The sequence below is a fragment of the Streptomyces sp. NPDC020490 genome, from assembly GCF_044335305.1.
Classification (GTDB): Bacteria; Actinomycetota; Actinomycetes; order Streptomycetales; family Streptomycetaceae; genus Streptomyces.
In genome coordinates this window covers 54,013-77,139 of the sequence record NZ_JBIRUY010000030.1, presented here as the reverse complement: position 1 = coordinate 77,139, position 23,127 = coordinate 54,013, and the positions used below count along the sequence as shown (strand labels likewise).

Genomic DNA, 23,127 nt, shown 5'->3' with positions numbered 1-23,127 from the left:
GCGCGTTCCGGCAGGCACGGCAGACCGGACCGGCTCCGGTGCACCGCCGGTCAGACGGAGGCGCCCTCGAGGTCGACGGCCCGGCGTCCGGCCAGGAAGACGTGCGCGTTCTCGGCGATGCGACGGCCGAGGGCCTCGGCGGTACGCAGGTCACCGGCACCCGGCGTGACGTCCGGTCCCTCGTCGTTGTTGGCCTGGGACATGGCGCCCAGCCAGCTGCCGAGCCGGTTGATGTCCTCCGGGCTGCCGGCCGAGGTGTTCCAGCCACCGTACTCGGCCAGACCGACCCAGATCATTCCGTGCTGCGCGGCGAACAGAGCGATGTCGAAGAGCGTGTTGAGCTTGTCGCCGGACATGTTGCCGCTGTTGGTGAAACCGCCGGCGATCTTGTTCTTCCAGCCGAGATTGTCCCCCCAGACCTTGCTGGTGGCCTCGATGAAGGCACGGAAGACGGCACTGCTGCCGCCCATGTAGGTGGGCGTCCCGAAAATGATCGCGTCGGCCTCCTGGAGCGACTCCCACAGCTCCTCGGTCAACTCCGCGAGCGAGACGAGCGTGACCTCCGTGTCCGGGACCTTCTCCGCCCCCGCCGCGACGGCAGCCGCCTGCTTCGCCGTGTGCCCGTAACCGCTGTGGTACGCCACAGCCACCTTGACCCGCATGAGATCTCCCCTCGAGCAACACATGCCGGGAGCGATGCATTGCTCATCCATAAAGCAATCAGAAAAGCTTTTACGACAGATACCTTAGCCAGGCGCCGAGCCGGAAGGCAAGCAGCGACAGGGCAGCGTGCAGCGGTGTGCCGGGTGGGCCCCTGCCGGAGGGGCAGGATGATGTCCCGCCAAGTGAGGCAACGGCGGGCACAGCGGCGAGCGGCGCTACGGCCGGCCCGTCACTCCGCGCCGTAGTACAGCCGGAGGAATTCCTCCATCGCCGCGTCGACACCGGCGCGGTCGCCGGTGGCGAGCAGGTCGAGCAGCAGTCCGCGGACGGTGGCGAGGCCCAGCCTCGCGCGGTTCCGGGCCGTGGCAGGGTCCGCGCCGGCGGCGACCTCGGCGGCGGCGAGCGGTTCCAGCCAGTCCGCCACAAGCCCGTCCAGGATCGGGGCGGCCTCGGGACGGCCCCGCAGCGCACGCCCGAAGATCTCGAAGAAGAGCCGCTCCTGATTGGCCAGTCGAGGGTCCGTCAGCTGCCGCCAGAGGAGTCGCGCGGCGTCGGCGGGCGGGAGACCGGGCTGCGAGCCGAGCCGGGACAGCAGTTCGCGCTGGCGCCGCTCCGACGTCCGGACGATCTCGACGAGAAGCTGTTCCTTGGTGCCGAAGTAGTGGATCAGCATGCGATGGCTGACGCCGATCGCGGCGCCGAGACGACGCAGGCTCAGGTCGGCCATGCCGTGCGCCGCGACGTGGACGACGGCCGCGTCCACGATCCGGGCCCGCCGATCGCCGTCCGTGGCGGCAGCGGCAGCGTCGACTTCGGCGTCGGGGGTTTCGTCCTCGGGCCGCGGGCCTTCCATGTTCGCCACGTCGGGAGCGTACCAAGTGGTACAAGAGCTGTGTACCGTGTGGTACATGAAGCCTGTCACTGTGTCGATCGACGTTCCGCAGACGCCCGAGCAGGTCTACGACTTCCTCGATGTCATGGCTCACCACGAGCGGTTCACGAACCACTATCTGTCCGACTGGCGCTACAGCGGGCCCGAGCGCGGCATCGGATCGTGCGCCACGGTCACCGTCGCCCTGGGAGGCGTGAAGACCGACATCGCCATCGAGGTCGTGGAGGGCGACGCACCACGGCGCATCGTCGAACGGAACGTCAGCGCGGCCGGCCGGCGGCTGGCCAACGGCACCTACACCATCGAGCCGCTCGAGAGCGGGGGCAGCCGCGTCTCGTTCACGTACGCCTGGGTTCTCGCCCCTCTCGGCGACCGCCTGCTGGCGCCCGTCGTCCGGGCCACGATGCGCCACGCCAACCGCACGGTCATGCGGCGCCTGGCCACCGAACTGGCCCGCCACGCGTCCACCGCCGACTCCTGACCACGGACCCCTGCACCGGCATCGGCTCCCCGCCCGCCACCAGCCACCAGCGCGAGTTCGCCGCGTACCGCGCGGGCGGGGCCGTTCGGCCCTGGTTCGGCGTGCGACCGCGCACCTATCGTGATCCTGGGAATGAAACGTTTCACACACGCCGGGTTCCCGCGTCGCCGCCCTTGCCCACGCCTCCGCCCACGCCTCCGAAGGAGCACCGCACCATGCCGATGACGAAGCCCCTCCCGGACCTCGACGACCTGCTCGCCGACATGGGCGCGGGCGGCAGCCGGATCAGCGACATCGACGCCGGCGAGGCCGCCGCCGGCAACATCTCGGTGTGCGTCGGCTGGGAATTGGACGTGTCCGGGCGCTTCCCCGACACCAGGGACATCGAACTGCCCCTGCCCGCACCGGCATTGGCCGGCCGAACCCTGCTGGTGACCGGTTCCGGCCGCCGACTGCGGCAGCTCGCCCAGGATCCGTCGGCCGGCATCGGCGCGGTGCGCGTCCACCAGGACGGACGGTCGGCCACCCTGCACACCTCACCGCGCCACCGGTTCGCCGACCTCACCAGCGAGTTCAACTCCCACCTGGCCATCCACCAGGACCAGATGGCACGCCGCGACATCCCCTTCCAGGCCCTGGTGCACGCCCAGCCCCCGCACCTGACCTACCTCAGCCACATCCCCGCCTACCGCACCACACCGGCTCTCAACTCCCGCATCCTGCGCTGGGAGCCGGAGGCGGTCGTCAGCCTCCCGGAAGGGGTCGTGGTGCTCGACTTCATGGTTCCCGGATCGGCCCAGCTCCAGGTGGCGACCGTGGAGGGGCTGCGGGAGGCTCAGGTGGTGCTGTGGAGCAAGCACGGCGTCATGGCCCGCTCCGACCTGTCGGTCGCGCACGCCGTCGACCGCATCGAATACGCCGAGACGGGCGCCCGGTACGAGTACATGGACCTGGTCGCCGGACACCGGGCCGAAGGCCTGACGAGGGACGAGGTCAAGCGCGTGGCGACCACCTTCGACGTGACGTCGCCCTGGGCGTGAGGCCGGCGGCGGACCGTGACGGCGGACGGCGTCCCGATGCGGCTCAGGCCCGGGGCGCCGTATCGCCGTCGACGGGGACGCCCAGCCGGCCCGCCACGGCGGTGAGGGCCGCCCCCAGCGGAAGTGCGACGCGGGTGACGGCGTGCCGGTCGCCCCGGGTCACGTCCCGGTTGACGATCAGTACCGGTTTGCCCGCTTCGGCCGCCTGACGGACGAACCGCAGTCCCGACATCACCGTCAGCGAGGAGCCCAGTACCAGCAGGGAGGCCGCCTCGCGGACCAGCGCGCGGCAGTGCTCGACCCGCCCCGGCGGAACGGCCTCGCCGAAGAACACCACGTCCGGCTTGAGGACGCCGCCGCAGACCGCGCAGGGCACCACCCGGAAGTCCCCGACCTGTTCGTCGGTGAGGTCGGCGTCGCCGTCCGGATTGATCCCGGCCGCCACCGGCTCGAACCCCGGATTGACCTCCTCCAGCCGCCGGGCGAGTTCGGCGCGGGAGCTGCGGGCGCCGCAGGAGAGGCAGACGACACGGTCCAGGCTTCCGTGCAGTTCCACGACGTCCTCGCTGCCCGCGGCCTGGTGGAGCCCGTCGACGTTCTGGGTGATCACGCCCGAGAGCAGTCCGTGCCGGCCGAACGCGGCCGTCGCCCGGTGCCCCGCGTTGGGGCGGGCACGGCCGAAGGTGCGCCGGCCGAGATGGCTGCGCGCCCAGTACCGGCGTCGGGCCCGGGCGCTGCCGGTGAACTCCTGGTAGGTCATCGGGGTGTGCCGGCTCAGGCTCCCGCCCTCGCCCCGGTAGTCGGGGATGCCCGACTCCGTGGAGATGCCCGCCCCGCTGAGTACCAGGACACCGCCGGCGCCGAGCGCGTCGGCGACCGGCCCCAGGTCCGTGGTGCCCGGCGGCAGGTCCTCGGCAGGGGTCCAGCTCAGGGTGGGACGCATGCGCATGCCGTCAGGGTACGGAACACCGCGGCCGGTGCCGCGCCGGCAACCCTGTCCCCCGTGCGCGGGCCGCCCCCCCTAACGCACCGGCGTGCCACAGGACATGATCACCGGCATGAGCGGACCGCACCACGACGAGCGCCTTTCCCGACTGTGGGAGGAGCACATGCGCGCACCGTTCCCCGCGGGCTTCCGCGGTGTGGATTTCGACGGGATCGACCTGATCCTCCTCGACGCGGACGTCGCCGGCCTCGTCCAGTGGGAGCTCGAGGACGGGCTCGACGACGACGGCGTCGCGGTCCTCTGGACATGCATCACGCGCCTCGACACGATCCTTCCCCTGATCGGCGAGGACTACTGCACGGCCTACTACGCGAGACTGCGGCTGATGGCCGGAGACGTGGCGGCGCGCTACACGCCCAGCGCGATCTGACCCTGGCGGGCGGCGGTCCTCCTGGTGGGGATCAGGCGGTCAGGGCCGCGAGTTCCGCGTCGGCGCGCTCGGTGACCAGGGCGAGGACGCGGCCGGCGGCGGCCAGGTCGTCGGCGGGTATGCCGCCCCAGATGCGGGCGGTGACGGGGGCGGTCTCCGCGGCGACGGCGGCGAGCAGTTCGCGCCCCGCGTCCGTGGGGCGGAGGTGCGCACCGTCCTCGACGAGCAGGTCCCTGGCCAGGAGTTCGTCGACGGTGACGCGGATGTCGGCGGGGTCTGCCTTGAGGGACGCCCGGACCTGGGTGACGAGGGCGTCCGGCGTCCGCGGGGCGTCGGCGGTGACGGCGGCACGCAGGGTGACCTGCTGCTGGAAGGTGATGCCGTGCCGGGCCAGGACGCGCTCCAGGACGCCGCGGGCGGCGTAGTGGGCCAGGCCGAGGGTGCGGGCCTCGGCGGCGGGTGCGGTGGCGGTGGCGGGTGCGGTGGCGGTGGCGGTGGCGGTGGCGGTCATGATGTTGCCCCCTGGGTTCTCTCGTCGTTCGGTGCGGAGGGTGCGAGAGGCACGTCGAGCAAGATCGTCAGTTCATCGGTGAACGTGCGGGTGCGCGGGGCGTCGAGGCCGCCGAGCGGCTCCAGCAGTTGCTGGAGCAGTGCCTGGACCGCCGCGATGGCCTGCCGCGTGACGGCCCGGCCCTGCTCGGTGAGGGCGAGTTGCACGGCGCGCGGGTCGCGGGGATCGCGGGTGCGCTCGATCAGACCCGCCGTCTCCAGGGCACGCGCCAGCTTCGAGACGTACAGCGCCTCCAGGCCGGTGTGGTCGGCGAGCCGGCGCTGGCTGGGCCGCTCGCCCGTGCGCTGCATGCCGTACAGCGAGGCGACCACCGAGTACTGCGCGTGGGTGAGGCCCAGCGGGGCCACCGCGCGGTCGACCGCGACGCGCCACTTGTTGGCGAGCCGCCACACCAGGAAACCGGCCGTGGGACCCGACGAACCCTTGCTCATGCCATTTAGAGTACATGGCTACTATAGCCATGGCTACTATGTTCGGACTGTGTCGGTCACGACAACTAAGCTCCCGCGCATGAGTGAGGCAGACAGAGGCACCGAACGGCGGGTCGTCGACGGGCGCTTCGAGCTGGAGGCCCGCCTCGGTGGCGGCGGGATGGGGACGGTCTGGCGGGCCAGGGACCTGGTGCTGCACCGGCAGGTGGCGATCAAGGAGGTCCGCCCGCCCGACCAGGACCTCGCCGAGTACGACCCCGAGGCCGCGCGGATGCTGCGCGAGCGGGTCCTGCGCGAGGCACGGGCGCTGGCCAGGATCGACCATCCGAACGTCGTGACGATCCACCACATCGTCGACGGCGGCGACGGCACCTATCCGTGGATCGTGATGGAACTCGTCACCGGCGGCTCACTGGCCGACCGGCTGGCCCGGGGACCGATGCCGCCCGAGGAGGCGGCCCGGATCGGCCGGGGCGTGCTGGCCGCGCTGACCGCCGCGCACGACGCCGGCATCCAGCACCGGGACGTCAAGCCCGCCAACGTCCTGCTGCGCCCCGACGGCCGTCCCGTGCTCACCGACTTCGGCATCGCGGCGATCCGTGAGAACACCTCCCTCACCGCGACCGGGTCCATCATCGGCACCCCGGACTTCATGGCACCGGAACGCATCACGGGACAGGAGGGCGGGGCCGCGTCCGACCTGTGGTCGCTGGCCATGATGCTGTACACGGCCGTGGAGGGACACCACCCGCTGCGCCGCGGCACCACCATCGCCACGCTCGCCGCGGTCCTGCACGAGGACGTGCCGCCGCCGGTGCGGGCGGGCTCCCTGCAGGACGTGCTGACGAGCGTGCTCGTGCGGGACCCGTCGGCGCGGCCGGACGCCGCCACACTGGACCGGATGCTGGTCGCGGCGGAAACGGGAGCCCCCCGGCCGGCTGTCCCCGGAGGAGCAGCGCCGCTCGACCAGCCCACCTCCTACGCGCTGCACCCGCCGTCCGGCCGGCTCGGCGCCGGGCACCCCACCGCGCCCGCGCACCCGTCGGTCCCCGCGGGCTTCGGTCCGCCGCTCTCCCCGTTCGGGCCCGCGACCACGGCCCCGCCGCAGAAAGTGACCGCGCCCATGCGCACGGACGGCCGGCGCGGCTCCGGCCGGGCCGTGCTGCTGAGCGCGCTGGGCGCCTCCCTCGCGGGCACCGTGGCACTGGTCTGGTGGCTGGTCCCGCTCGGCGGCGACTCCGGCGACTCCGGTGACGCGAAGGCCGGCGCCTCGGCCGCCGCGTCCGCCACGGCCTCGGCGTCGGGCGGGACCGCGTCGGGCGGGACCGCGTTGGACACGACCGCCTCACCCACCACCACCGCCGCCGACGGGGCACCGGACAACCAGAGCGACGGCCTGCTCACCCCCGACGGCATCCGGAGCGCCGTCAAGGCGTTCAAGAAGGCGACCGGCCGGACCATGTTCGGCGACTTCACCGTCTACCCCGACTACGCCAACGCCCGGATGATGGTCAAGGGCAGCAAGACCCGCTACGACTCCTACACCTACCGTCCCGGCCAGGGCGTGACGAAGGACATCATCTCCGGCACCCTGACCGGCGGAACTCAGCCCGTCAGTCTCGACGACTTCAACTGGGACAGGGTCCCGGCGCTCTTCGCGCAGGCGGAGAAGAAGCTGAACGTCGAGGATCCGCAGTCGCGCTACCTGCTCGTGAGGCAGCCCGACACCACGTTCGGCGACCCGGCCGGCATGGCCGTCTACCTGTCGGGCACCTACGGCTCCGGCTACATCGAGGCCGACACCGACGGCAAGGTGAGGCGGGTGGTGCCCGCGGAGGGCTGACCGCCGCAACCGTACGTCGGGCAGGCCGGCTTCGCCGGGGACCGGGAACGCCGGAATCGGCCGGTTCCCGAGCCCTCGCCGCCGATACCCTGCCTGACGTGATCAACTCGTATGCGGGCCTCGACGACACCGAGGTGGCGGTGGCCGCGGCGCGGGCCGGCGCGGACGTCGTGCGCGCCATGTACGGCCGGACGCTCACCCGTGTCGACAAGGGCGCCGGGGACTTCGCCACCGCCGCCGACGTGGAGGCCGAGAAGACGATCCTCGGCGTCATTCACGCCGCCAGGCCCGATGACGCCGTGCTCGGCGAGGAGGGCGGGCAGCAGGGTGCCGCCGGGGCCGCCCGCCAGTGGCTGGTGGATCCCCTGTGCGGCACGCTGAACTACGCCGTCGGCAGCATGCTGGTGGCCGTCAACGTGGCCCTGCGCGGCGGTGCGGCGGCGGTGGCCGACCCGTTCAGCGGCGAGGTCTTCTTCACCGACGGTGAGACCGCCCGGGTACGGCGCGACGGTGTCGACGCTCTGCTGGCGCCCATGTCCACGACCCGGCTCGTGGACGTGAACCTGGATCCGCCGTTCCCCGGCGCCCCCGGCTTCCGGGCTGTGGACCTGCTCCGGCACCCCGGGTTCGTGGAACGGTTCCGGCCCCGGGTCGTGTCCACGACTCTGGCGTTGGCGTGGGTCGCCGCCGGCAAGCGCGCCGCATACGTCACGGACGGTGGCGACCTGTCCGGGAGCGTGCATTTCGCCGCCGGCATCTCCCTGTGCCGGTCGGCCGGCTGCGTGGTCACCGGGATCGACGGCGCCCCGGTCGGACCGGCGGGCCGCGGACTCGTGGCGGCCGCCGACGACGAAACCCACCGGGCGCTGATGTCGATCATCCACGGCTGAGCCGGAGGCCGCCATCGCCTGCCGCGGCGGCCTCGGGAAGGCCCGGCCCACGTCCTGACGCCCCCCTCGTCACACGATCCCCTCCGTCATACGGCCGCCGCGTCCCCGGCACGGGCCGACGGGTCACTGTCGGCCGTCCGCTCGGCCCGCGCCGGCGGCACGGGTTCGAGGTGCTGGGCGGCCTCGGCGGCGGTGTACGAGGAGGCGAAGGTGAACGCGCGCGGGGACGGCCCGTGTGCCCGCAGGTGGGCCAGCCGTTCCAGGGCCTCGCCGACGGTCGGGAGGTGGCCGGCGGGGACCCACCACAGCGCCAGGTGCGCCTCGGCGTGCCGCTCGAACCACTCGCGGCGCCGCCGCATCACCTCCAGGTGCCCGCTGCGGTAGGTGAAGTCCCACAGGGCCTCCGGGGACTCCCACACCGTCAGGTTGACGATGACGTTCTCCCCCGCCGGGCGCAGGCCGGTGGCGTCGGCCGCCCCCTCCTCCACGAGCCGCCACACGAAGCCGGGCGCGCCCTCGGCGGCGGCGTTGACCGGGTCGAGCATCTCGACGAACGGCGCCGTGCGCGGGTCGTCGAGGGGGTGGCGGAGCGTGGCGACGTTGAGCTGGGCGAGGTGGGCGGCGGGCACGGATGCGGTCATGGCCTCATCCCAGCACGGCGCCCATTTCTATGTCAATCAAGTTTGTTTTTAGAATCCTCGACCACCACGCAGCACTCCCCCGGCCGGGCGTCCATCCGGGCGCGCACGGGACCGTCCGTGCCGAGCAGCCCCTCCAGCAGTGCGAGATTCATGCCGCACACGAGCGGCGGGAAGCGTTCGGCGACGGCGTGGAAGGGGCAGTTGCGCATCCGGACCACGCGCCCGGCCGCCCCGCCCGCCTCCCCGGCACCCGCCTCTTCGGCGCCCGCCAGGTACGGTTCGTAGCCCCGGGCGGCCAGCATCTCCGCGGCCTCGTCGAGCCCGCCGCAGGGCGCCGCCACGCCGCGCAGGGCCTCGCCCCGGCGGCGCGCGGCCGCGCACAGTCCGGCGTCCAGCCCGGCCTCCTCGGCGGCCTCGGCGAGGAGTTCCGCGGCCGTGCGGTAGTCGCGGGCGGGCAGCGACACCGCTCGTTCGCCCCGCGCCCGCGTGTACACCTTCGCGGGACGCCCCGCCCCGGGCCCCGAACGGCCGGTCAGGCGGCGGCTGCCGGTCTCCAGCAGCCCCGCCTCCGTCAGCCGGTCCAGGTGGTGCGCGGCCAGTGTGCGCGCCACCCCGGCCGCCTCCGCGGCCTCGTTGCGGCCGACCTCACGCCCCTGCGCCACCACGTACTCGTACAGACGGCGCCGTACCGGATCCTGCAGCGCCGCGATCGCTTCGATGTCCTCCACCCGGCCATTCTAGGAACAACCCCGATTGGAGATAGAAAGGTCGCGCCACGCCGACGCGGTCACAGAACGGTCCGGGAATCGGCCCGTACACCTCACTCTCCCGGCGCATGATCAGTACCGTGTGGGCAGCGATCCGGCATGGCGGACGAGGAGTCGGGGCATGGCTGCGGCGGACGAGCGACCGGTGGAGATCGGCAAGCGGGACATCCCGCTGTCCGGCGGACGGACCCTGCGGGTGACGGAGTTCGGCAACGGCAGCATCCGCATCGCGGTGCACACCGGGTCTCCCTATGTGATCACCGGCCTGGAGCAGATCGACGGCGGGGCCGTGCTCAGGATCTCGCCCGGACGGGAAGGCTCGAACGCCCACAAGAACTGGGTCCGCGACCACAGCGAGGGTGACGACGTGCCGTCGTAGCGGGCGGGACCGGCGGCGGGCCGGTCACTCCGGCAGCAGGCGCAGTGCGTGCAGGGCGGTGCCCAGGTCGGCGAGGGCGGCCGGGTCGGACAGCGACCGTCCCGTCAGCTCCTCGATGCGGCGGAGCCGGTAGCGCACGGTGTTGGGGTGGACGTAGAGCCCCTTCGCCGCCTCGGCCGCGACGCCGCCCGCCGCGAACCACTGCCCCAGGGTCTCCAGCAGCCGCGCGCGCTCCGCGGCGGGCAGGGCCAGCACCGGGCCCAGGACGACCTCCACCAGACGTTTCGCCTCCGCCGGGGCCGCCGTGACCAGCATCGCGAGGGGACGGTCGTCGAAGCGGGCCACGCCCGGACCGTCGCCCGGCACCCGGTTCAGGGCGAGCCGGGCGAAGCGCAGTGCCTGCGGTGTGTCGCGCAGCGAGTCGAAGAGGGGGCTGACCCCCACGCGGGCGCGGTGCCGGCGCAGCAGGCGCAGGCCCACGGTCTCGGCGCCGGGGTGCGTCAGTGAGACCACGCCGATCTGGGCGTCGGGCAGCAGGCGCCAGGCGGAGGGCACACGGGCCTCGCGCAACGCGCCCTCGATCCCGGGCAGCGGCTCCTGGCCGGGATCCGGAACGGCCGCGGCCACCACCGCGTACGGTCCGCGCTCGCTCAGGCCGAGCTGCCCGGCGGCCTCCCACGGCGTGGTGCGCTCCGCCAGGGCGCCGGTGAACAGTGCCTCGACCAGTGCCGAGCGGCGCGCCTCGCGGCGCAGCGCCAGTTCCGCGCTGGTCTCCCGGTAGGAGGCGGCCACGGCCTCGGCGTAGCGTCCGGACAGCGCCCAGATGTCCGACGAGCCCGCGACCAGCTGCGCGTCCGTGACCTCGGGGTGCCGCCGGGCCTCGTCGATCATCCGCGACCACAGGTACTCGAAGCCGACCCGGAAGGCGTGCAGGGTGTCCGCCAGGGGGACGCCCTGCTCGGCGCGCAGGCGGCCGGTCTCCCAGGCGGAGCGCACGTCGGGGTCCGTGCGACAGGCGAGATGGCCGAGCACCATGTCGGCGTTGGCCGTGCAGGACTCGTGCAGCGAGGCGAACGGGATCAGGGTCTCGTCGGTGTAGGACTCGACCTCGGAACGGATGCGCCGCGCCATGTTCCCGCCCAATTCCGGCAGCCGGTCACGCAACGCCGCGGCCACGTCCGAGAGTCCCATACCCGCAGCGTACGGCCTGTTCAATGTCCCCAGGAACAATCTGGTGGGGTGGGAGCTGTCCGTGCCGCCATGGACCCGTCCCGTCCCGGGCGTGAACATTCCGGCAGCGGTGACGGCGGGACCCGTCAGCCGCGAGCGGGATGCAAGGAGGCATCATGGCCAATCTGGCGGAATTCCTGGTGGAGACGGCGCGGCGGCAGCCCGAGCGGCCGGCGCTGCGGCTGGGGACGGCGACCACCGACTACGCCGAACTGGACCGGCTGAGCGCGCAGGCCGCGGCGCTGCTGCGCACCGAGGGCCTGCGGGTGGGCGACCGGGTCGCCCTCATGCTGCCGAACGTGCCGGAGTTCGTGGTGCTCTACTACGGCATCCTGCGCGCCGGGGGCATCGTGGTGCCGATGAACCCGCTGCTCAAGTCCCGGGAGACCGAGTACCACCTGCGGGACTCGGGCGCCGTGCTGCTGTTCGAGTGGCACGCGGCCCCGGGCGAGGGGGCGCAGGGCGCGGCCGCCGCCGGGGTGCGGCACATCGCCGTGGAGCCCGCCGCCTTCGCCGCCGAACTGGCGCCGCTGGAGCCGCTCCACGAGGTCGCCGCGGTGGCCGGCGACGACATCGCCGTCCTGCTGTACACCTCCGGCACCACCGGCCGCCCCAAGGGCGCCGCGCTCACCCACGCGGGGCTGCGCCACAACACGGAGGTCAACGTCACCGACGTGCAGCACCTCACGCCCGAGGACGTCATCGTGGGCTGTCTGCCGCTGTTCCACATCTTCGGCCAGACCTGCACGATGAACACCGCCGTCTTCGGCGGCGCCTCGCTCACGCTCATCCCGCGCTTCGACCCGGCGACCGTGCTCGAGGCCATCGTCCGGGACGGGGCGACCGTGTTCGAGGGCGTGCCCACCATGTACGCGGCCCTGCTCCAGCACCCGGCCGGCGCCGAGGCCGACGTCTCCAGCCTGCGGATGTGCGTCTCGGGCGGCGCGTCCCTGCCGGTGGAACTGCTGCACGCCTTCGAGCGCCGCTTCGGCTGCGCCATCCTCGAGGGCTTCGGCATGTCCGAGACCAGCCCGGTCGTCTCCTTCAACCATCTCGGCCGCCCCCGCAAGCCGGGATCCATCGGCACCCCCATCCGCGACGTCGAGGTCCGGCTGGTCGACGACGCCGGCCAGGACGTCGCCCCCGGCACGGTCGGCGAACTGGCCGTGCGCGGGCCGAACGTGATGAAGGAGTACTGGAACCGCCCGGAGGAGACCGCGGCCGCGGTGCCCGACGGCTGGCTGCGCACCGGCGATCTGGCGCGCCAGGACGAGGACGGCTACCTCTACATCGTCGACCGCAAGAAGGACCTCATCATCCGCGGCGGCTACAACGTCTACCCGCGGGAGATCGAGGAGGTGCTGCACGAGCACCCGGCGGTCGCCCTCGCCGCCGTCGTGGGCGTCCCCGACGACAGGCTCGGCGAGGAGGTGGCGGCGGCGGTCGTGCTGCGCGCGGGTGCCGAGGAGACGCCCGAGGGGCTGCAGGAGTTCGTGCGCGAGCGGGTGGCCGCTTACAAGTACCCGCGCCAGGTGTGGCTGATGGACGCGCTGCCGATGGGCCCGAGCGGCAAGATCCTCAAGCGGGAGATCACCGCCCGGCTCTCCTGAGGGCCCTGCTCGCGGGGCGCCGCCGGTGCGCCGGAGACCCGGGAGAAGAAATATCGCGGAGGGATGTCGAGATCGCGGGTGCGGCTGCGTCCCCTGGGTGAACGCGGCCACAATGGGCCGTAGCGCACCGAGGAGAACACCATGGCCAAGTACCTGTTGCTCAAGCACTACCGGGGCGCGCCGGCGGCGGTCAACGACGTGCCGATGGACCAGTGGACGCCGGAGGAGGTCTCGGCGCACATCCGGTACATGCAGGACTTCGCGGCCCGCCTCGAAGGCACCGGGGAGTTCGTCGACGGGCAGGCGCTCTCCCCGGAGGGCACGTTCGTCCGCTACGACGGCGAGGGGCGGCCGCCGGTCACCGACGGCCCGTTCGCGGAGACCAAGGACCTGATCGCCGGCTGGATGGTGATCGACGTCGACAGCTACGAGCGGGCGCTGGAGCTGGCCGGCGAGCTGTCCGCGGCTCCCGGCGCGGGCGGGAAGCCGATCCACGAGTGGCTCGAGGTGCGCCCGTTCCTCACTGCGCCCGAGACCATCACGGAGTGACCCCGGTGGACGAGGCCCTGCTGCGGACCCTCGCTCCTGCCGTGATCGGCGTTCTCGTCCGCCGCGGAGCCGACTTCGCGGCGGCCGAGGACGCCGTGCAGGAGGCGCTGATCGAAGCGGTGCGCGTGTGGCCGGACGATCCGCCGCGGGACCACAAGGGCTGGCTGGTCGCCGTGGCCTGGCGGAAGTTCCTGGACGCGGTCCGCGCCGACACCTCCCGGCGGCGGCGCGAGGCGCTCGTCGAGGGCGAGCCCGCGCCCGGGCCGGGCGCGGCGCGGGACGACACGCTCCAGCTGTACTTCCTGTGCGCGCACCCCTCCCTGACGCCGGCCTCGGCGGTCGCGCTGACGCTGCGCGCGGTGGGCGGTCTGACCACACGGCAGATCGCCCGGGCCTACCTCGTTCCGGAGGCGACCATGGCCCAGCGCATCAGCAGGGCCAAGCGGACCGTCGCGGGCGTCCGCTTCGACCAGCCCGGTGACGTGGCGACGGTGCTGCGCGTGCTCTACCTGGTCTTCAACGAGGGCTACTCCGGCGACGTCGACCTCGCCGCCGAGGCGATCCGGCTCACCCGCCGGCTCGCGGCCATGACCCGTCATGAGGAGGTGGCGGGCCTGCTCGCGCTGATGCTGCTGCACCACGCGCGGCGCCGGGCGCGGACCGGCCCGGACGGCAGGCTCGTCCCCCTCGCCGAGCAGGACCGCGGCCTGTGGGACACCCGTCTGATCGCCGAGGGCGTCGACGTGCTGCAGGCGGCGCTCGCCCGCGACCGGCTGGGCGAGTTCCAGGCCCAGGCCGCCGTCGCCGCCCTGCACGCGGACGCCCGGACGGCCGCGGAGACCGACTGGGTGCAGATCGTCGAGTGGTACGACGAACTGGTGCGGCTCACCGACAGCCCGGTGGCCCGCCTCAACCGGGCCGTCGCGGTCGGCGAGGCCGACGGCCCGCGGGCCGGGCTGGCCGCCCTCGCGGACCTCGACCCCGCCCTGCCCCGCCACACCGCCGTCGCGGCGTACCTGCGCGAGCGCGACGGTGACCTGATGACCGCGGCGCGGCTCTACGCGGAAGCCGCCCGGGCCGCGCCCAACCTCCCCGAGCGCGACCACCTCACCCGGCAGGCCGCGCGGCTCAACGCCCAGCTCCGCCGCTGACCGGCCGTCCGTGGAGGACGGGCGCCCGGCCGGCGGCGGCCGGTTTCACTCCCGTTCGCTCCCGGGGCCCGCCACGCCACGGCGCGGCGTGCCCCCTTGATGGGGGATCGGCGCGGATGTCTGATGGCCGTTACAGGTGCGCCACGGACCCCGTGAGCACCCGACTCAGCCTGTGGGGGGCACAATTGAAGAGCGCACACCGTCCCGGACGTCTTGCGGCCGTCCTGCTCGCCGCCCAGCTCGCCGGGGCCGGACTGACCCTCGCCGCCGCGCCCGCGGCGCACGCGGCGGCCTCCGACGCCGTGGCCAAGCTGCCCATCGCCTCGTACTCGGCGCTCGCGGTGGACTCCGCGCACCAGCGCGTGTACGTCGCCGACAGCAACATGGGCAGCTACTACAACTACGGCGTGATCGCCGTCTACACCTTCCAGGGCGAGCGGATCAGCACGATCAGCACGCAGTACCACGTCTCCGGACTGGCGCTGAGCGACGACGGCTCCACGCTCTACGCCGGCGAGCGCGAGAGGATCATGCGGTACGACACCACCACGTACCAGCTGATCAGCGGCGTGTACGTGTCCACCGACACCTGCGGCCGCAGCCTCGCCCTCGCCGGCGGCAAGCTGTACTTCACCACGCCGTACGCGTCCTCCGTGTCGCAGTGCGACTCGACGCTCACCTACCTGGACTCCTACGTCCCCGACAGCGGCGCGCCGCGCACCGGCTGGCAGGACTACGGCAAGCTGCAGCTGGAGGCCGGGGCGGGCGACCGCCTGCTGATGGGGCAGCCGCTCAACGCGCAGGCGGCCGACCCGTTCCTGGCGGTGTACGACGCGAGCGGTCAGACCCTCGTGCGCACCGCCGGGCGGCGCTTCGCCGACGCCGACGGCAAGGGCGCGCTGAACCTGAAGGACATCGCCGTGTCCCCGGACGGCGCCCGGGTCGCCGTCGCCGACGCCTCCGCCGGCACCCGGCTGCTGAACACCGGCGACCTGTCGGACGCGCCCGTCGGCCATCCGGCCCTCCCGTCCGGCGCCGCTGCCTCCGCCGTCGCGTTCAGCGGCGACGGCAAGTACCTCGCGCGCGGCGCGGCGGCCGGCGGCTCCACGCCCGACCTGCTCGTGCAGCCCGCCGACCCGAACGACTCGACGGCCCCGCTGGAGTTCGCCTTCGAGGGCAGCCTCGACGGCGACCGGGTCGCTCCGCGCGGCCTGGAGTGGTCCGCCGACGGCTCGCGGCTGTTCGCCGTGACCACCAACGCCGCCGGCAACCAGTTCTGGCTGCACATCATCCAGCCCCCGGCCGTGCAGTACGACGTCCGCTTCACCGACGCGCTCACCCACAGCCCGGCCCAGGCCGTGGCGGGCGAGCCGCTCGCCGTGCGCGGCAGGCTGGCGTACGACGGTCCCGCCCCCGCCGAGCCGCTGAAGGTCGCCGCGACCCGGACCGACGCCGACGGCACCCACGACCTGGGCACCGCCACCGTCAAGGACGACGGCACCTTCACCGTCCTCGACGAGCCCGGCCTGGTCGGCGACGCCACGTACACCGTCTCCTTCCTCGGCGATCTGACCCACCGCCCCGCCGAGGACATCACCACCACGGTGTCCGTCGGCAAGGCGCCCACCTCGATCGCGCTGACGGCGCCCGCGGAGGGCTCGCTGAGCACGGGCGTCGAGATCACCGGCACGTTCACCGCGCAGGGCAAGGCGCTGCCCGACCGGGCGGTGCTCAAGGTCACGCGGACGGACCGGCTCGGCACCGGCGCGCTGTCCTCGGTGACGGTCGCGGCCGACGGCACGTTCACCATCGACGACCTGCCGCGCACCCGGGGCGACGCGACCTACACGGTCAGCTGGCCGGGCGACGACCTGCACGAGGCGTCGACGGCGTCGGCGACGGTGTACGTCAAGCGGTAACCCGGTCCTCTCCCCTCCCACCCCGCTCCGCCGGACATCCAGCGGAGCGGGCCGCCGCCGGGGCCGCTTGTGCGGTGGCTCAGCCGGCGCTCGGCGGCAGTTGCGCCGGGCTGACCAGTTCGCCCAGGACCTCGGCCATGAAGTGGACGAGCCAGCGCTGGGCCGGGTTGCGGGACGCCTCGTGGCGGGCGTAGAGGGCGACCTCGGTCGGCTCGGTCTCGAACGGCAGGCGCAGCAGGCGGAGGCGGTGGGAGGCGGTGAAGACCTCGCCGACGTACTCGGGGACGATCGCGACGAGGTCGGTCCGCTCCAGCAGGTAGGGCAGCGTCGAGAAGCGGGTGGCGTCCACCGCCACCCGGTCCAGCAGGCCGTGGGTGGCGAGCACGGACCTGGGCAGGGTATGGCCGCTGGGGCCGTACACGGTGGCGTGCTGTTCGGCCGCGAGCTCCGGCAGGGTGACCGACGCGCCGCGGATCCGGGGGTGGCCGGCGGCGACCATGCCGACGTAGCGCTCCTGGAAGAGCGGGATCCGCACCGTGCGGTGGGAGGTCAGCACCGGGGTGGCGACGAAGGCGTCGAGTTCGCCGCGGCGCAGCCGGCTCTCGGCCTGGTCCACGTCCAGTGGGCGCACCGCGAAGGACACGCGGGGCGCCCGCTCGCGGGCCGCCGCCGCGAGGCGCGGCAGCAGCGTCGTCTCACCCAGGTCGGAGAGGGCGACGGTGAAGCGGCCCGCCATGGTCGCCGGGTCGAAGTCGTCGCCCTGGCGGACGGCTCCGTCGATCTCGGCGAGCGCCCGCTGCAGCGGCTCGTACAGGCGTCGGGAGCGGCACCAGATAGGAGACCGGGTCGGGGCCGGAGGTGTCGGTGGTCACGATGAACTCGATGCCGACCTCGCCCTCCGGGTCGTCCAGCCGGAAACCGCCGGCCTTCGCCAGCTCCGGTCCGCCCGCGCCACCGCGGTACCACGGGCGGGACGGCAGCCAGGAGGTGAGCAGTTCCAGCTTGGTCGGCTCGAGAACGGTCTGATGGATGACGGCCATGCGGGAGATTCTCTTTCCTCGAGCCGGTAAGGCCCCCATTCTTTCGCATCCTCGGTGTGCCGCCGGGCGCCCCGGGTGCGCCGCCCCGGGGCTCCCGGCGTCACACCGGCCGGGTCAGCAGCCGGGTCGAGGACCAGCCGTGCCCGGCGGTGCCGGGGTCTTCGGCGAGCGGCACGGGCCGGCCGTCGGCGCCGACGACCGCCGCCGGGAAGCTGATGCCGCCGACCGCGGCGGTGACGCCCGGCAGTCCGGCCGGCCGGGAGACGAGCCGGGAGGGGACGACGGCGCGTTCGGGGAGCGCGATCGGCAGGTCCCCGCTCGGGTGGTGCTCCTGGGCGGCGGCCCGGTCCGCCAGTTCGGGTGCCGTCGGGCTGTCCGGGGAGCCCACCACGCGGCCGTCGGCCATCACCGGCGCCCGGTGGGCGCGGGCCGCGGCGGCCGGGTCGTGGGTGACCATGACGACGGTCCGGCCCAGGTCGTCGACGAGGCCCCGCAACAGGTCGAGGACCTGGCGGGCGGTGCGCAGGTCCAGCGCCCCGGTCGGCTCGTCCGCGAGCACGACGGCCGGCCGGGCCGCCAACGCGCGTACCAGGGCCGCCCGTCGCTGCTGGCCGCCGGAGAGCTCGGCCGGGCGGTTCGCCAGGCTCGACCTGTCGCCGGCCGACCAGGTGGACCGACGGGTGGCCGCGGTGCCGCACTGCCTGGACGGCGCCCGCCGCCTGCCCTGAACGGCCGGAGGGCCGCCGGGCGGGGTCAGGCCGCGAGTTCGTCGAGGAGGTGCGGGCCGTTGTTGTGGACGTTGTTGACAGCGGTGGAGACCGGGCGGGCGTTCAGGTGGCCGCCTGCCGGACGGTCCAGCAGGGCCCGCAGCTCGTCGGGGTCCTGGTGGGCGGGGTCGAGCCAGGCGTCGTAGTGGCCGGGGGTGAGGGCGAGCGGCATGCGGGGGTGGACGCGGCCGGCCTCGTCGGTGGCCTCGGTGGTGATGATCGTGCAGGTCATCAGCCAGGCGGCGGAGTCGTCGTCGTGACCGACGGCCGGGTCGCGCCAGTACTCGTACAGGCCGGCGAGCGCCATCACCTGCCCGTCCTCGGGGTGGATGAAGTACGGCTGCTTGCGCGGCCTGCCGGTGCGGGGGTCCTCGGTCTGCTCCCACTCGTAGAAGCCGTCGGCGGGCAGCAGGCAGCGGCGGCGGGCGAACGCGCGGCGGAAGGCGGGTTTCTCGTGCACGGTCTCCATCCGCGCGTTGATCAGGCGGGCGCCGATCTTCATGTCTTTCGCCCAGGACGGCACCAGGCCCCAGCGCAGCGGGCGCAGTTCCCGCTCCGCCGCGGCCGTGCCGTCCGTGTTCCTCGGCGTGCGTTCCAGGACGGCCCACACGTCGTCGGTCGGGGCGACGTTCCAGTTCGGCGCGAGCGTCTCGTCGGCGCGCCAGTCGGTCACCCCGAACAGCGGGGCCAGTTCCCGCGGGCTGCGAGTGGACACGTATCGACCGCACATACGGCCACTCTGCCACCGCGACCTGCCCGGTCACCACGCCGGGGCCGTGTCCCACGCCGTGGCGACCGGGCCGTCCCTTCGGCACGTGCCCGGGCGGCTGCCTTCCCCCGCGGCGTGGAGGCAGCCGCCCGGACGGTCCCCCGGTCCGGCGGTCAGTCCTGGGTGATCTGCATGACGACCGCCTTGGGTTCGGTGAAGAACTCGCGGCTGAAGTTGCCGCCCTCGCGGCCGACGCCGGAGTCGCCGACGCCGCCGAAGGGAGCGCGCAGGTCGCGGACGAAGAAGGTGCGCTTCCGCGGTCGGCAGGAGGTCGAGGCGGACCTGGACGCGCAGGGGTACGTGCTCGACGACGTCCGTGACGCTCCCGACCGGCCCGGCCGGGAGCTCGTCTTCGTCGCACGGCGTCCGCGGTAGCCGGGGTCGCCGGGCGCGGAGCGCGGGGCACCCGCAGCGCACGGCGGGCGAGCGGCGCCGTCAGGCGGCTGTAGCGCAGGCGGCGGGCCTGTTCGACGCACGGAGACGTCCAGCCGTCCAGCCTCCTGGATGCGTCGCAGCAGGTCCTGGGCGCGACCGGCAATGGGCGCGGGCGCGGGCAGCCGCGCCCAGTCGCCCACTCGCCGCGCCGGCTCCTCCTCGGTCGGCCCGAAGCTCTCCAGCAGGTTCCAGAAGCCGCTCAGTTCCTGCGGCCGGTCCCCGCCGCGCAGCAGCCGGCCGAGGCAGCGGTCGATCAGCGCCGTGCGGTCGAGGTGGGCCTCCCCGGGTTCTTGAGCAACGCGTGGACCTCCTCGACGCGGCCGTGTCCGACCGCGTCCAGCAGTGCTTCCCGCGCGGGGATCGTCGGCGCCATGGCGCGCCTCCCGGGTGTGCCGCCGTCCGTGTGATCAAGGCATGACCTTCCCCTCCTGCCTTACTGACGAGGGCAGTCGGCCGCGTCGGCGGTCCGTGCCGAGCTCGTCATGGGCCAGACGGCAGACCACGGCACCGACATCCGGCCGGAGGGCCCGGATCGCCGTCCGGCCGGAGGGGCCGGGAGCGTTCAGCCCCGAAAACGGCTCGCGTGCCGCGGCGCCCGCACACCACCATGTGCCGCATGAGCGACCAGCCCGCACGATGGACCCAGGCCACCGTCTACCCCGACATGTGGGCCGACCCGGACGACGACCCCCGCGACAGCGAGGGGAACAGTCCGGACGGTGAACTCGCCACACTGCAGGACTATTTGACGAATTACCGGTTGACCCTGCGCATGAAGTGCGAGGGGCTGGACGCGGAGCAGATGGCCCGCCGTTCGGTTCCGCCGTCGACGATGTCGCTGCTCGGCCTGGTGCGGCACCTAGCCGAGGTCGAACGGGACTGGCGCAACTGGATCGGCGACGGTGACCCGTTGCCGAAGCTGTACGGCGCGCGGGACGCGGACTTCGACGGAGCCGTCGCCGAGCAGGACGTGGTCGACGCCGCGTACGTGGATCTGGCGCGCGAGCAGGCCGCGACCGATGCCGCGCTGGCCGCGCATCCGGACCTGGGCGAGCGCGTGGGCAAGGAGGGCATCGCCGTCCGGGAGCTGCTGGTGCACCGGATCGAGGAGTACGCCCGGCACTGCGGGCACGCCGACCTGCTGCGCGAGTGCGTCGACGGGCGAGTCGGCCAGTGACCGGGGCCGCGGGCCGCCCTCTCCGTCGGTGAGGACGGCGTCAGCCGGGCGCCGGGCCCCGCTCGTCACCGGGTGCCCGGTGACGAGCGCGGCCGGCGGCCGTCACGGCAGTGGCGGCAGGCAGTGCCGCTCGGCCAGGCGCCACACGTCCTCGGGGGTGCGCAGGGCGAGGGCGGCGGTCGCGGTGGTGGCGCAGGTGCCGTGGTGGAGCCTGCGGACACGGGCCCGGACCTCGTCGAGGGCGGCGGGGGCGACGGACAGGCTGTCGCAGCCGAGGCCGATGAGCAGCGGGGCGACCAGGGGGTGGGCCGCCGCGTCGCCGCAGACGGAGACCTGGCGGTGGTGGCGGTGTGCGGCGGCGACCACCTCGGAGACGGCGCGCAGCACGTCGGGATGCGCGGCCATCGCCGGGGTGGCGGCGGGGTCGCGGCGGTCCAGGCCCAGGATCTGACAGGTCAGGTCGTTGCTGCCGATGGAGAAGAACGCCGCCTCGCGGGCCAGGTCGTCGGCCGCCGCGACGGCCTCGGGGAGCTCGACCATGATGCCCAACGGGGGTGCGGACACGCCGAGTTCCGCGGCGGCGGACTCCAGCAGCGCTCGGCAGGAGCGCAGTTCGTCCACGCTCGCCACCATCGGGATCATGATCCGCAGGTCCGTCTCCGCGCCGGCGGCGAGGAGGCTGCGGAACTGGTCGGCGAACGCCTCCGGTTGGGCCAGCATGAGCGGCAGCCCGCGGCCGATGCGTCCGTCCGCGTGGCCCGTCGAGAGGAACGGCGGCAGTTTGTCGTCGGCGAAGTCCAGGGTGCGGACCACGACCGTCCGGCCGGCGAGGGGGCGCAGGACGGGGACGAGGGCCGCCGTGTGCTGGGCGCGGGTGGGCCAGGCGCGGTGGTGGAGGAAGGGCAGTTCGGTGCGGAGCAGGCCGACACCGTCGGCGTGCGCGGTCAGCGTGGCGCGGGCGTCGGCCGGGGTGGCGACATTGGCCCGCACCACGACAAGGTGGTCGTCCAGCGTCCGGGCCGGGAGGTGGCGTTCCGCGGCGAGCGCGTCGCGGCGGGCGCGGGCGGCCTCCATGGCGTGCAGCGCGCTGCCGCGTTCGTCGTCGCCGGGGTCGGCCACCGCTGTCGCCCGGTCGGCGTCCAGGAGCATTTCCTGCCCGTCCTCCTCGTCGAGCAGGGCCGGGTCGACGGCGAGCAGGAGGGGTATGCCCAGGGACCGGGCGACGATGGCGGCGTGGGAGTTGGGTCCGCCGGTGACGGAGACGGCGGCGGTCACGGTGCGGCCGGGTTCGAGCAGGTCCGCCGCGCCGATCTCGTGGGCGGCCAGGACCAGGGGCCGGTCGGGTGCGGGGGCGGTTTCGCCGTGCAGCCGGGCCAGGACCCGGCGGCCGACCTGCCGGATGTCGGCGGCGCGTTCGGCCAGGGTCGGGTCGTCCAGCGCGGCGATGATGCCGGCGTAGGTGTCCACGGCCTGCCGTACGGCGGCGGGCGCCGGCAGCCCCTGCCGCGTGTGTTTGACGGCCTGTTCGCGCAGGTCGGCGTCCTGGGCGAGGTAGCCGTTGACCTCCATGATGTCGGCCTGCTCGTCCTCGCCCCGCGCGCGCAGCGCCGCCGACAGGTCGAGCAGGGCGGCGGCGACGGCGTCGAAGGCGTCGGTGATCTGCCGGGCGGGATCCCCGCCCGCGGGCGGGGACGGCACGGTGTCGGCAGGCGGGCGGTCGGTGCGGTGCAGGAACCCCAGGGCGGTGCCGGGTGCGGCCGTCCGGCCGGGGTAGGTCCGGCGGGTCATCGGGCGGCCTCGGCCGTCTCCGCCAGGGCGCGGAAGATCAGGGCGGTGGAGGTGGCGCCGGGGTCCTGGTGGCCGATGCTGCGGGAGCCGAGGTAGGAGGCGCGGCCCTTGCGGGCCTGCATCGGCGTGGTGGCGCGCATGCCCTCCTCGGCGGCGTCCGCCGCGGCGAGCGCCGCGGCGGCGAAACCTTCGCCGGATTCGGCCCGCTGCCGGAAGGCGTCCACCGCGGGGGCGTAGGCGTCGATCATCGTCTTGTCGCCGGGGGCGGCCGCGCCGAGCTTCTGCACACTCTGCAGCCCGGCGGCGAGCGCGGCGGCGAACTGCGGCACGTCCGCCGCCGGGGCCTGAAGCGCCTTGCCCATGGTGCGGAAAGCGCTGCCGTACAGCGGACCGGACGCGCCTCCGACGCTGGAGATGAGGGTGGTGCCGACCTTGACCAGGACGGCTCCGACGGTGTCCGGGTCCGCGGCGGCCAGGGCGGCGGTGACGGCGGAGAAGCCGCGGTGCATGTTGATGCCGTGGTCGGCGTCGCCGATGGCCGAGTCGAGTTGGGTGAGGTGGTCCTTGTGCTGGTCCATGGCGGCGGCGATGGCCTGCACCCACGCGCGGGCGAGGTCGGTGTCCACGGTGTCTCCGTTCATGGTCGGTACGCGGTCGTGCTCATGGTCGGGAGTGGTCGTGCTCATGGTCAGGGAGCGGTCGTGCTCATGGTCGGGGA

General features: G+C 73.8%; 22 protein-coding genes and 4 pseudogenes. 12 read left to right on the top strand and 14 right to left on the bottom strand.

Annotation, left to right across the window (positions count from 1 at the left end; genetic code table 11):
- Window positions 1-50 precede the first annotated feature (50 nt).
- Window positions 51-662, bottom strand: coding sequence for a flavodoxin family protein (locus tag ACH4ZX_RS28040; protein ID WP_398278366.1), 612 nt, complete (start codon window positions 660-662; stop codon window positions 51-53).
- A gap of 230 nt (window positions 663-892) precedes the next feature.
- The gene (locus tag ACH4ZX_RS28035; protein WP_398278487.1) at window positions 893-1,516 is read right to left on the bottom strand and encodes a TetR family transcriptional regulator; all 624 of its coding nucleotides are present in this window, start codon (window positions 1,514-1,516) and stop codon (window positions 893-895) included.
- A 55-nt stretch (window positions 1,517-1,571) separates the two neighbouring features.
- On the opposite strand from ACH4ZX_RS28035, the gene ACH4ZX_RS28030 reads away from it, so the two are divergent.
- The gene (locus tag ACH4ZX_RS28030; protein WP_398278363.1) at window positions 1,572-2,036 is read left to right on the top strand and encodes an SRPBCC family protein; all 465 of its coding nucleotides are present in this window, start codon (window positions 1,572-1,574) and stop codon (window positions 2,034-2,036) included.
- A 215-nt stretch (window positions 2,037-2,251) separates the two neighbouring features.
- Window positions 2,252-3,076: a class II aldolase/adducin family protein gene (locus tag ACH4ZX_RS28025; protein WP_398278360.1), complete on the top strand. Its 825-nt coding sequence runs from the start codon at window positions 2,252-2,254 to the stop codon at window positions 3,074-3,076.
- Between the two features lie 43 nt (window positions 3,077-3,119).
- Here ACH4ZX_RS28025 and ACH4ZX_RS28020 read toward each other — a convergent pair whose 3' ends face one another.
- On the bottom strand, window positions 3,120-4,025 hold the full coding sequence (locus ACH4ZX_RS28020; protein WP_398278357.1) for an NAD-dependent protein deacetylase: 906 nt from the start codon (window positions 4,023-4,025) through the stop codon (window positions 3,120-3,122).
- Window positions 4,026-4,134: 109 nt separating this feature from the next.
- On the opposite strand from ACH4ZX_RS28020, the gene ACH4ZX_RS28015 reads away from it, so the two are divergent.
- On the top strand, window positions 4,135-4,452 hold the full coding sequence (locus ACH4ZX_RS28015) for a hypothetical protein (protein WP_398278354.1): 318 nt from the start codon (window positions 4,135-4,137) through the stop codon (window positions 4,450-4,452).
- A 31-nt stretch (window positions 4,453-4,483) separates the two neighbouring features.
- Here ACH4ZX_RS28015 and ACH4ZX_RS28010 read toward each other — a convergent pair whose 3' ends face one another.
- Window positions 4,484-4,963 carry a MarR family transcriptional regulator gene (locus ACH4ZX_RS28010; protein ID WP_398278351.1) on the bottom strand — a complete coding sequence of 160 codons (480 nt, stop codon included), beginning with the start codon at window positions 4,961-4,963 and terminating at the stop codon, window positions 4,484-4,486.
- Entirely contained in the window at window positions 4,960-5,454 is a 495-nt protein-coding gene (locus tag ACH4ZX_RS28005; protein WP_398278348.1) for a MarR family winged helix-turn-helix transcriptional regulator, read from the bottom strand. The genes ACH4ZX_RS28010 and ACH4ZX_RS28005 overlap by 4 nt, the downstream gene beginning before the upstream one ends.
- Before the next feature lie 79 nt (window positions 5,455-5,533).
- Between ACH4ZX_RS28005 and ACH4ZX_RS28000 the strand changes: the two genes are divergently transcribed.
- Window positions 5,534-7,297, top strand: coding sequence for a protein kinase (locus ACH4ZX_RS28000; RefSeq protein ID WP_398278345.1), 1,764 nt, complete (start codon window positions 5,534-5,536; stop codon window positions 7,295-7,297).
- A 98-nt stretch (window positions 7,298-7,395) separates the two neighbouring features.
- Window positions 7,396-8,187 (top strand): inositol monophosphatase family protein, encoded by a 792-nt coding sequence (locus ACH4ZX_RS27995; protein ID WP_398278342.1) that lies wholly within the window; start codon window positions 7,396-7,398, stop codon window positions 8,185-8,187.
- An 86-nt stretch (window positions 8,188-8,273) separates the two neighbouring features.
- Here ACH4ZX_RS27995 and ACH4ZX_RS27990 read toward each other — a convergent pair whose 3' ends face one another.
- The gene (locus ACH4ZX_RS27990; protein ID WP_398278339.1) at window positions 8,274-8,828 is read right to left on the bottom strand and encodes a DUF3291 domain-containing protein; all 555 of its coding nucleotides are present in this window, start codon (window positions 8,826-8,828) and stop codon (window positions 8,274-8,276) included.
- Between the two features lie 32 nt (window positions 8,829-8,860).
- A complete protein-coding gene (locus tag ACH4ZX_RS27985; protein ID WP_398278336.1) occupies window positions 8,861-9,556 on the bottom strand; it encodes a helix-turn-helix transcriptional regulator in 696 nt (231 codons plus the stop codon).
- Between the two features lie 160 nt (window positions 9,557-9,716).
- Here ACH4ZX_RS27985 and ACH4ZX_RS27980 point away from each other — a divergent pair, with 160 nt between their 5' ends.
- Window positions 9,717-9,974 carry a hypothetical protein gene (locus ACH4ZX_RS27980; RefSeq protein WP_398278333.1) on the top strand — a complete coding sequence of 86 codons (258 nt, stop codon included), beginning with the start codon at window positions 9,717-9,719 and terminating at the stop codon, window positions 9,972-9,974.
- Between the two features lie 24 nt (window positions 9,975-9,998).
- On the opposite strand, the gene ACH4ZX_RS27975 is transcribed toward ACH4ZX_RS27980, so the two are convergent.
- Complete coding sequence (locus ACH4ZX_RS27975) at window positions 9,999-11,165, bottom strand: PucR family transcriptional regulator (RefSeq protein ID WP_398278330.1); 1,167 nt, start codon at window positions 11,163-11,165, stop codon at window positions 9,999-10,001.
- 155 nt (window positions 11,166-11,320) lie between these two features.
- On the opposite strand from ACH4ZX_RS27975, the gene ACH4ZX_RS27970 reads away from it, so the two are divergent.
- The 4 genes from ACH4ZX_RS27970 to ACH4ZX_RS27955 all read left to right on the top strand — a co-directional run bounded on the left by ACH4ZX_RS27970 (window position 11,321) and on the right by ACH4ZX_RS27955 (window position 16,433).
- Window positions 11,321-12,814: a long-chain fatty acid--CoA ligase gene (locus ACH4ZX_RS27970; protein WP_398278327.1), complete on the top strand. Its 1,494-nt coding sequence runs from the start codon at window positions 11,321-11,323 to the stop codon at window positions 12,812-12,814.
- Window positions 12,815-12,955: 141 nt separating this feature from the next.
- On the top strand, window positions 12,956-13,363 hold the full coding sequence (locus tag ACH4ZX_RS27965; protein ID WP_398278324.1) for a YciI family protein: 408 nt from the start codon (window positions 12,956-12,958) through the stop codon (window positions 13,361-13,363).
- 5 nt (window positions 13,364-13,368) lie between these two features.
- On the top strand, window positions 13,369-14,514 hold the full coding sequence (locus ACH4ZX_RS27960; RefSeq protein ID WP_398278484.1) for an RNA polymerase sigma factor: 1,146 nt from the start codon (window positions 13,369-13,371) through the stop codon (window positions 14,512-14,514).
- Window positions 14,515-14,699: 185 nt separating this feature from the next.
- Window positions 14,700-16,433 carry an Ig-like domain repeat protein gene (locus ACH4ZX_RS27955; RefSeq protein WP_398278322.1) on the top strand — a complete coding sequence of 578 codons (1,734 nt, stop codon included), beginning with the start codon at window positions 14,700-14,702 and terminating at the stop codon, window positions 16,431-16,433.
- A 79-nt stretch (window positions 16,434-16,512) separates the two neighbouring features.
- Here the strand turns inward: ACH4ZX_RS27955 and ACH4ZX_RS27950 are convergent.
- From ACH4ZX_RS27950 to ACH4ZX_RS27935, 4 genes and pseudogenes are all read right to left on the bottom strand, one after another.
- A pseudogene (locus ACH4ZX_RS27950) lies at window positions 16,513-17,256 on the bottom strand (LysR substrate-binding domain-containing protein); the annotation flags it as partial.
- A pseudogene (locus ACH4ZX_RS27945) lies at window positions 17,255-17,473 on the bottom strand (1,4-alpha-glucan branching protein); the annotation flags it as partial. The pseudogenes ACH4ZX_RS27950 and ACH4ZX_RS27945, both read right to left, overlap by 2 nt.
- Before the next feature lie 334 nt (window positions 17,474-17,807).
- A pseudogene (locus ACH4ZX_RS27940) lies at window positions 17,808-18,188 on the bottom strand (ATP-binding cassette domain-containing protein); the annotation flags it as partial.
- 38 nt (window positions 18,189-18,226) lie between these two features.
- A complete protein-coding gene (locus ACH4ZX_RS27935) occupies window positions 18,227-18,970 on the bottom strand; it encodes an SOS response-associated peptidase (RefSeq protein WP_398278319.1) in 744 nt (247 codons plus the stop codon).
- Between the two features lie 285 nt (window positions 18,971-19,255).
- On the opposite strand from ACH4ZX_RS27935, the pseudogene ACH4ZX_RS27930 reads away from it, so the two are divergent.
- Together ACH4ZX_RS27930 and ACH4ZX_RS27925 are read left to right on the top strand one after the other, a co-directional pair.
- Window positions 19,256-19,384: pseudogene (locus ACH4ZX_RS27930) on the top strand (SAM-dependent methyltransferase); the annotation flags it as partial.
- Between the two features lie 667 nt (window positions 19,385-20,051).
- Window positions 20,052-20,621, top strand: a complete 570-nt coding sequence (locus ACH4ZX_RS27925; RefSeq protein ID WP_398278481.1) for a DinB family protein — start codon at window positions 20,052-20,054, stop codon at window positions 20,619-20,621.
- A 102-nt stretch (window positions 20,622-20,723) separates the two neighbouring features.
- Here the strand turns inward: ACH4ZX_RS27925 and ACH4ZX_RS27920 are convergent, their stop codons facing one another.
- Both ACH4ZX_RS27920 and dhaL read right to left on the bottom strand, forming a co-directional pair.
- A complete protein-coding gene (locus ACH4ZX_RS27920) occupies window positions 20,724-22,409 on the bottom strand; it encodes a putative PEP-binding protein (protein WP_398278316.1) in 1,686 nt (561 codons plus the stop codon).
- Entirely contained in the window at window positions 22,406-23,095 is a 690-nt protein-coding gene (gene dhaL / locus ACH4ZX_RS27915) for a dihydroxyacetone kinase subunit DhaL (RefSeq protein WP_398278313.1), read from the bottom strand. The genes ACH4ZX_RS27920 and dhaL overlap by 4 nt, the downstream gene beginning before the upstream one ends.
- Window positions 23,096-23,127 lie beyond the last annotated feature (32 nt).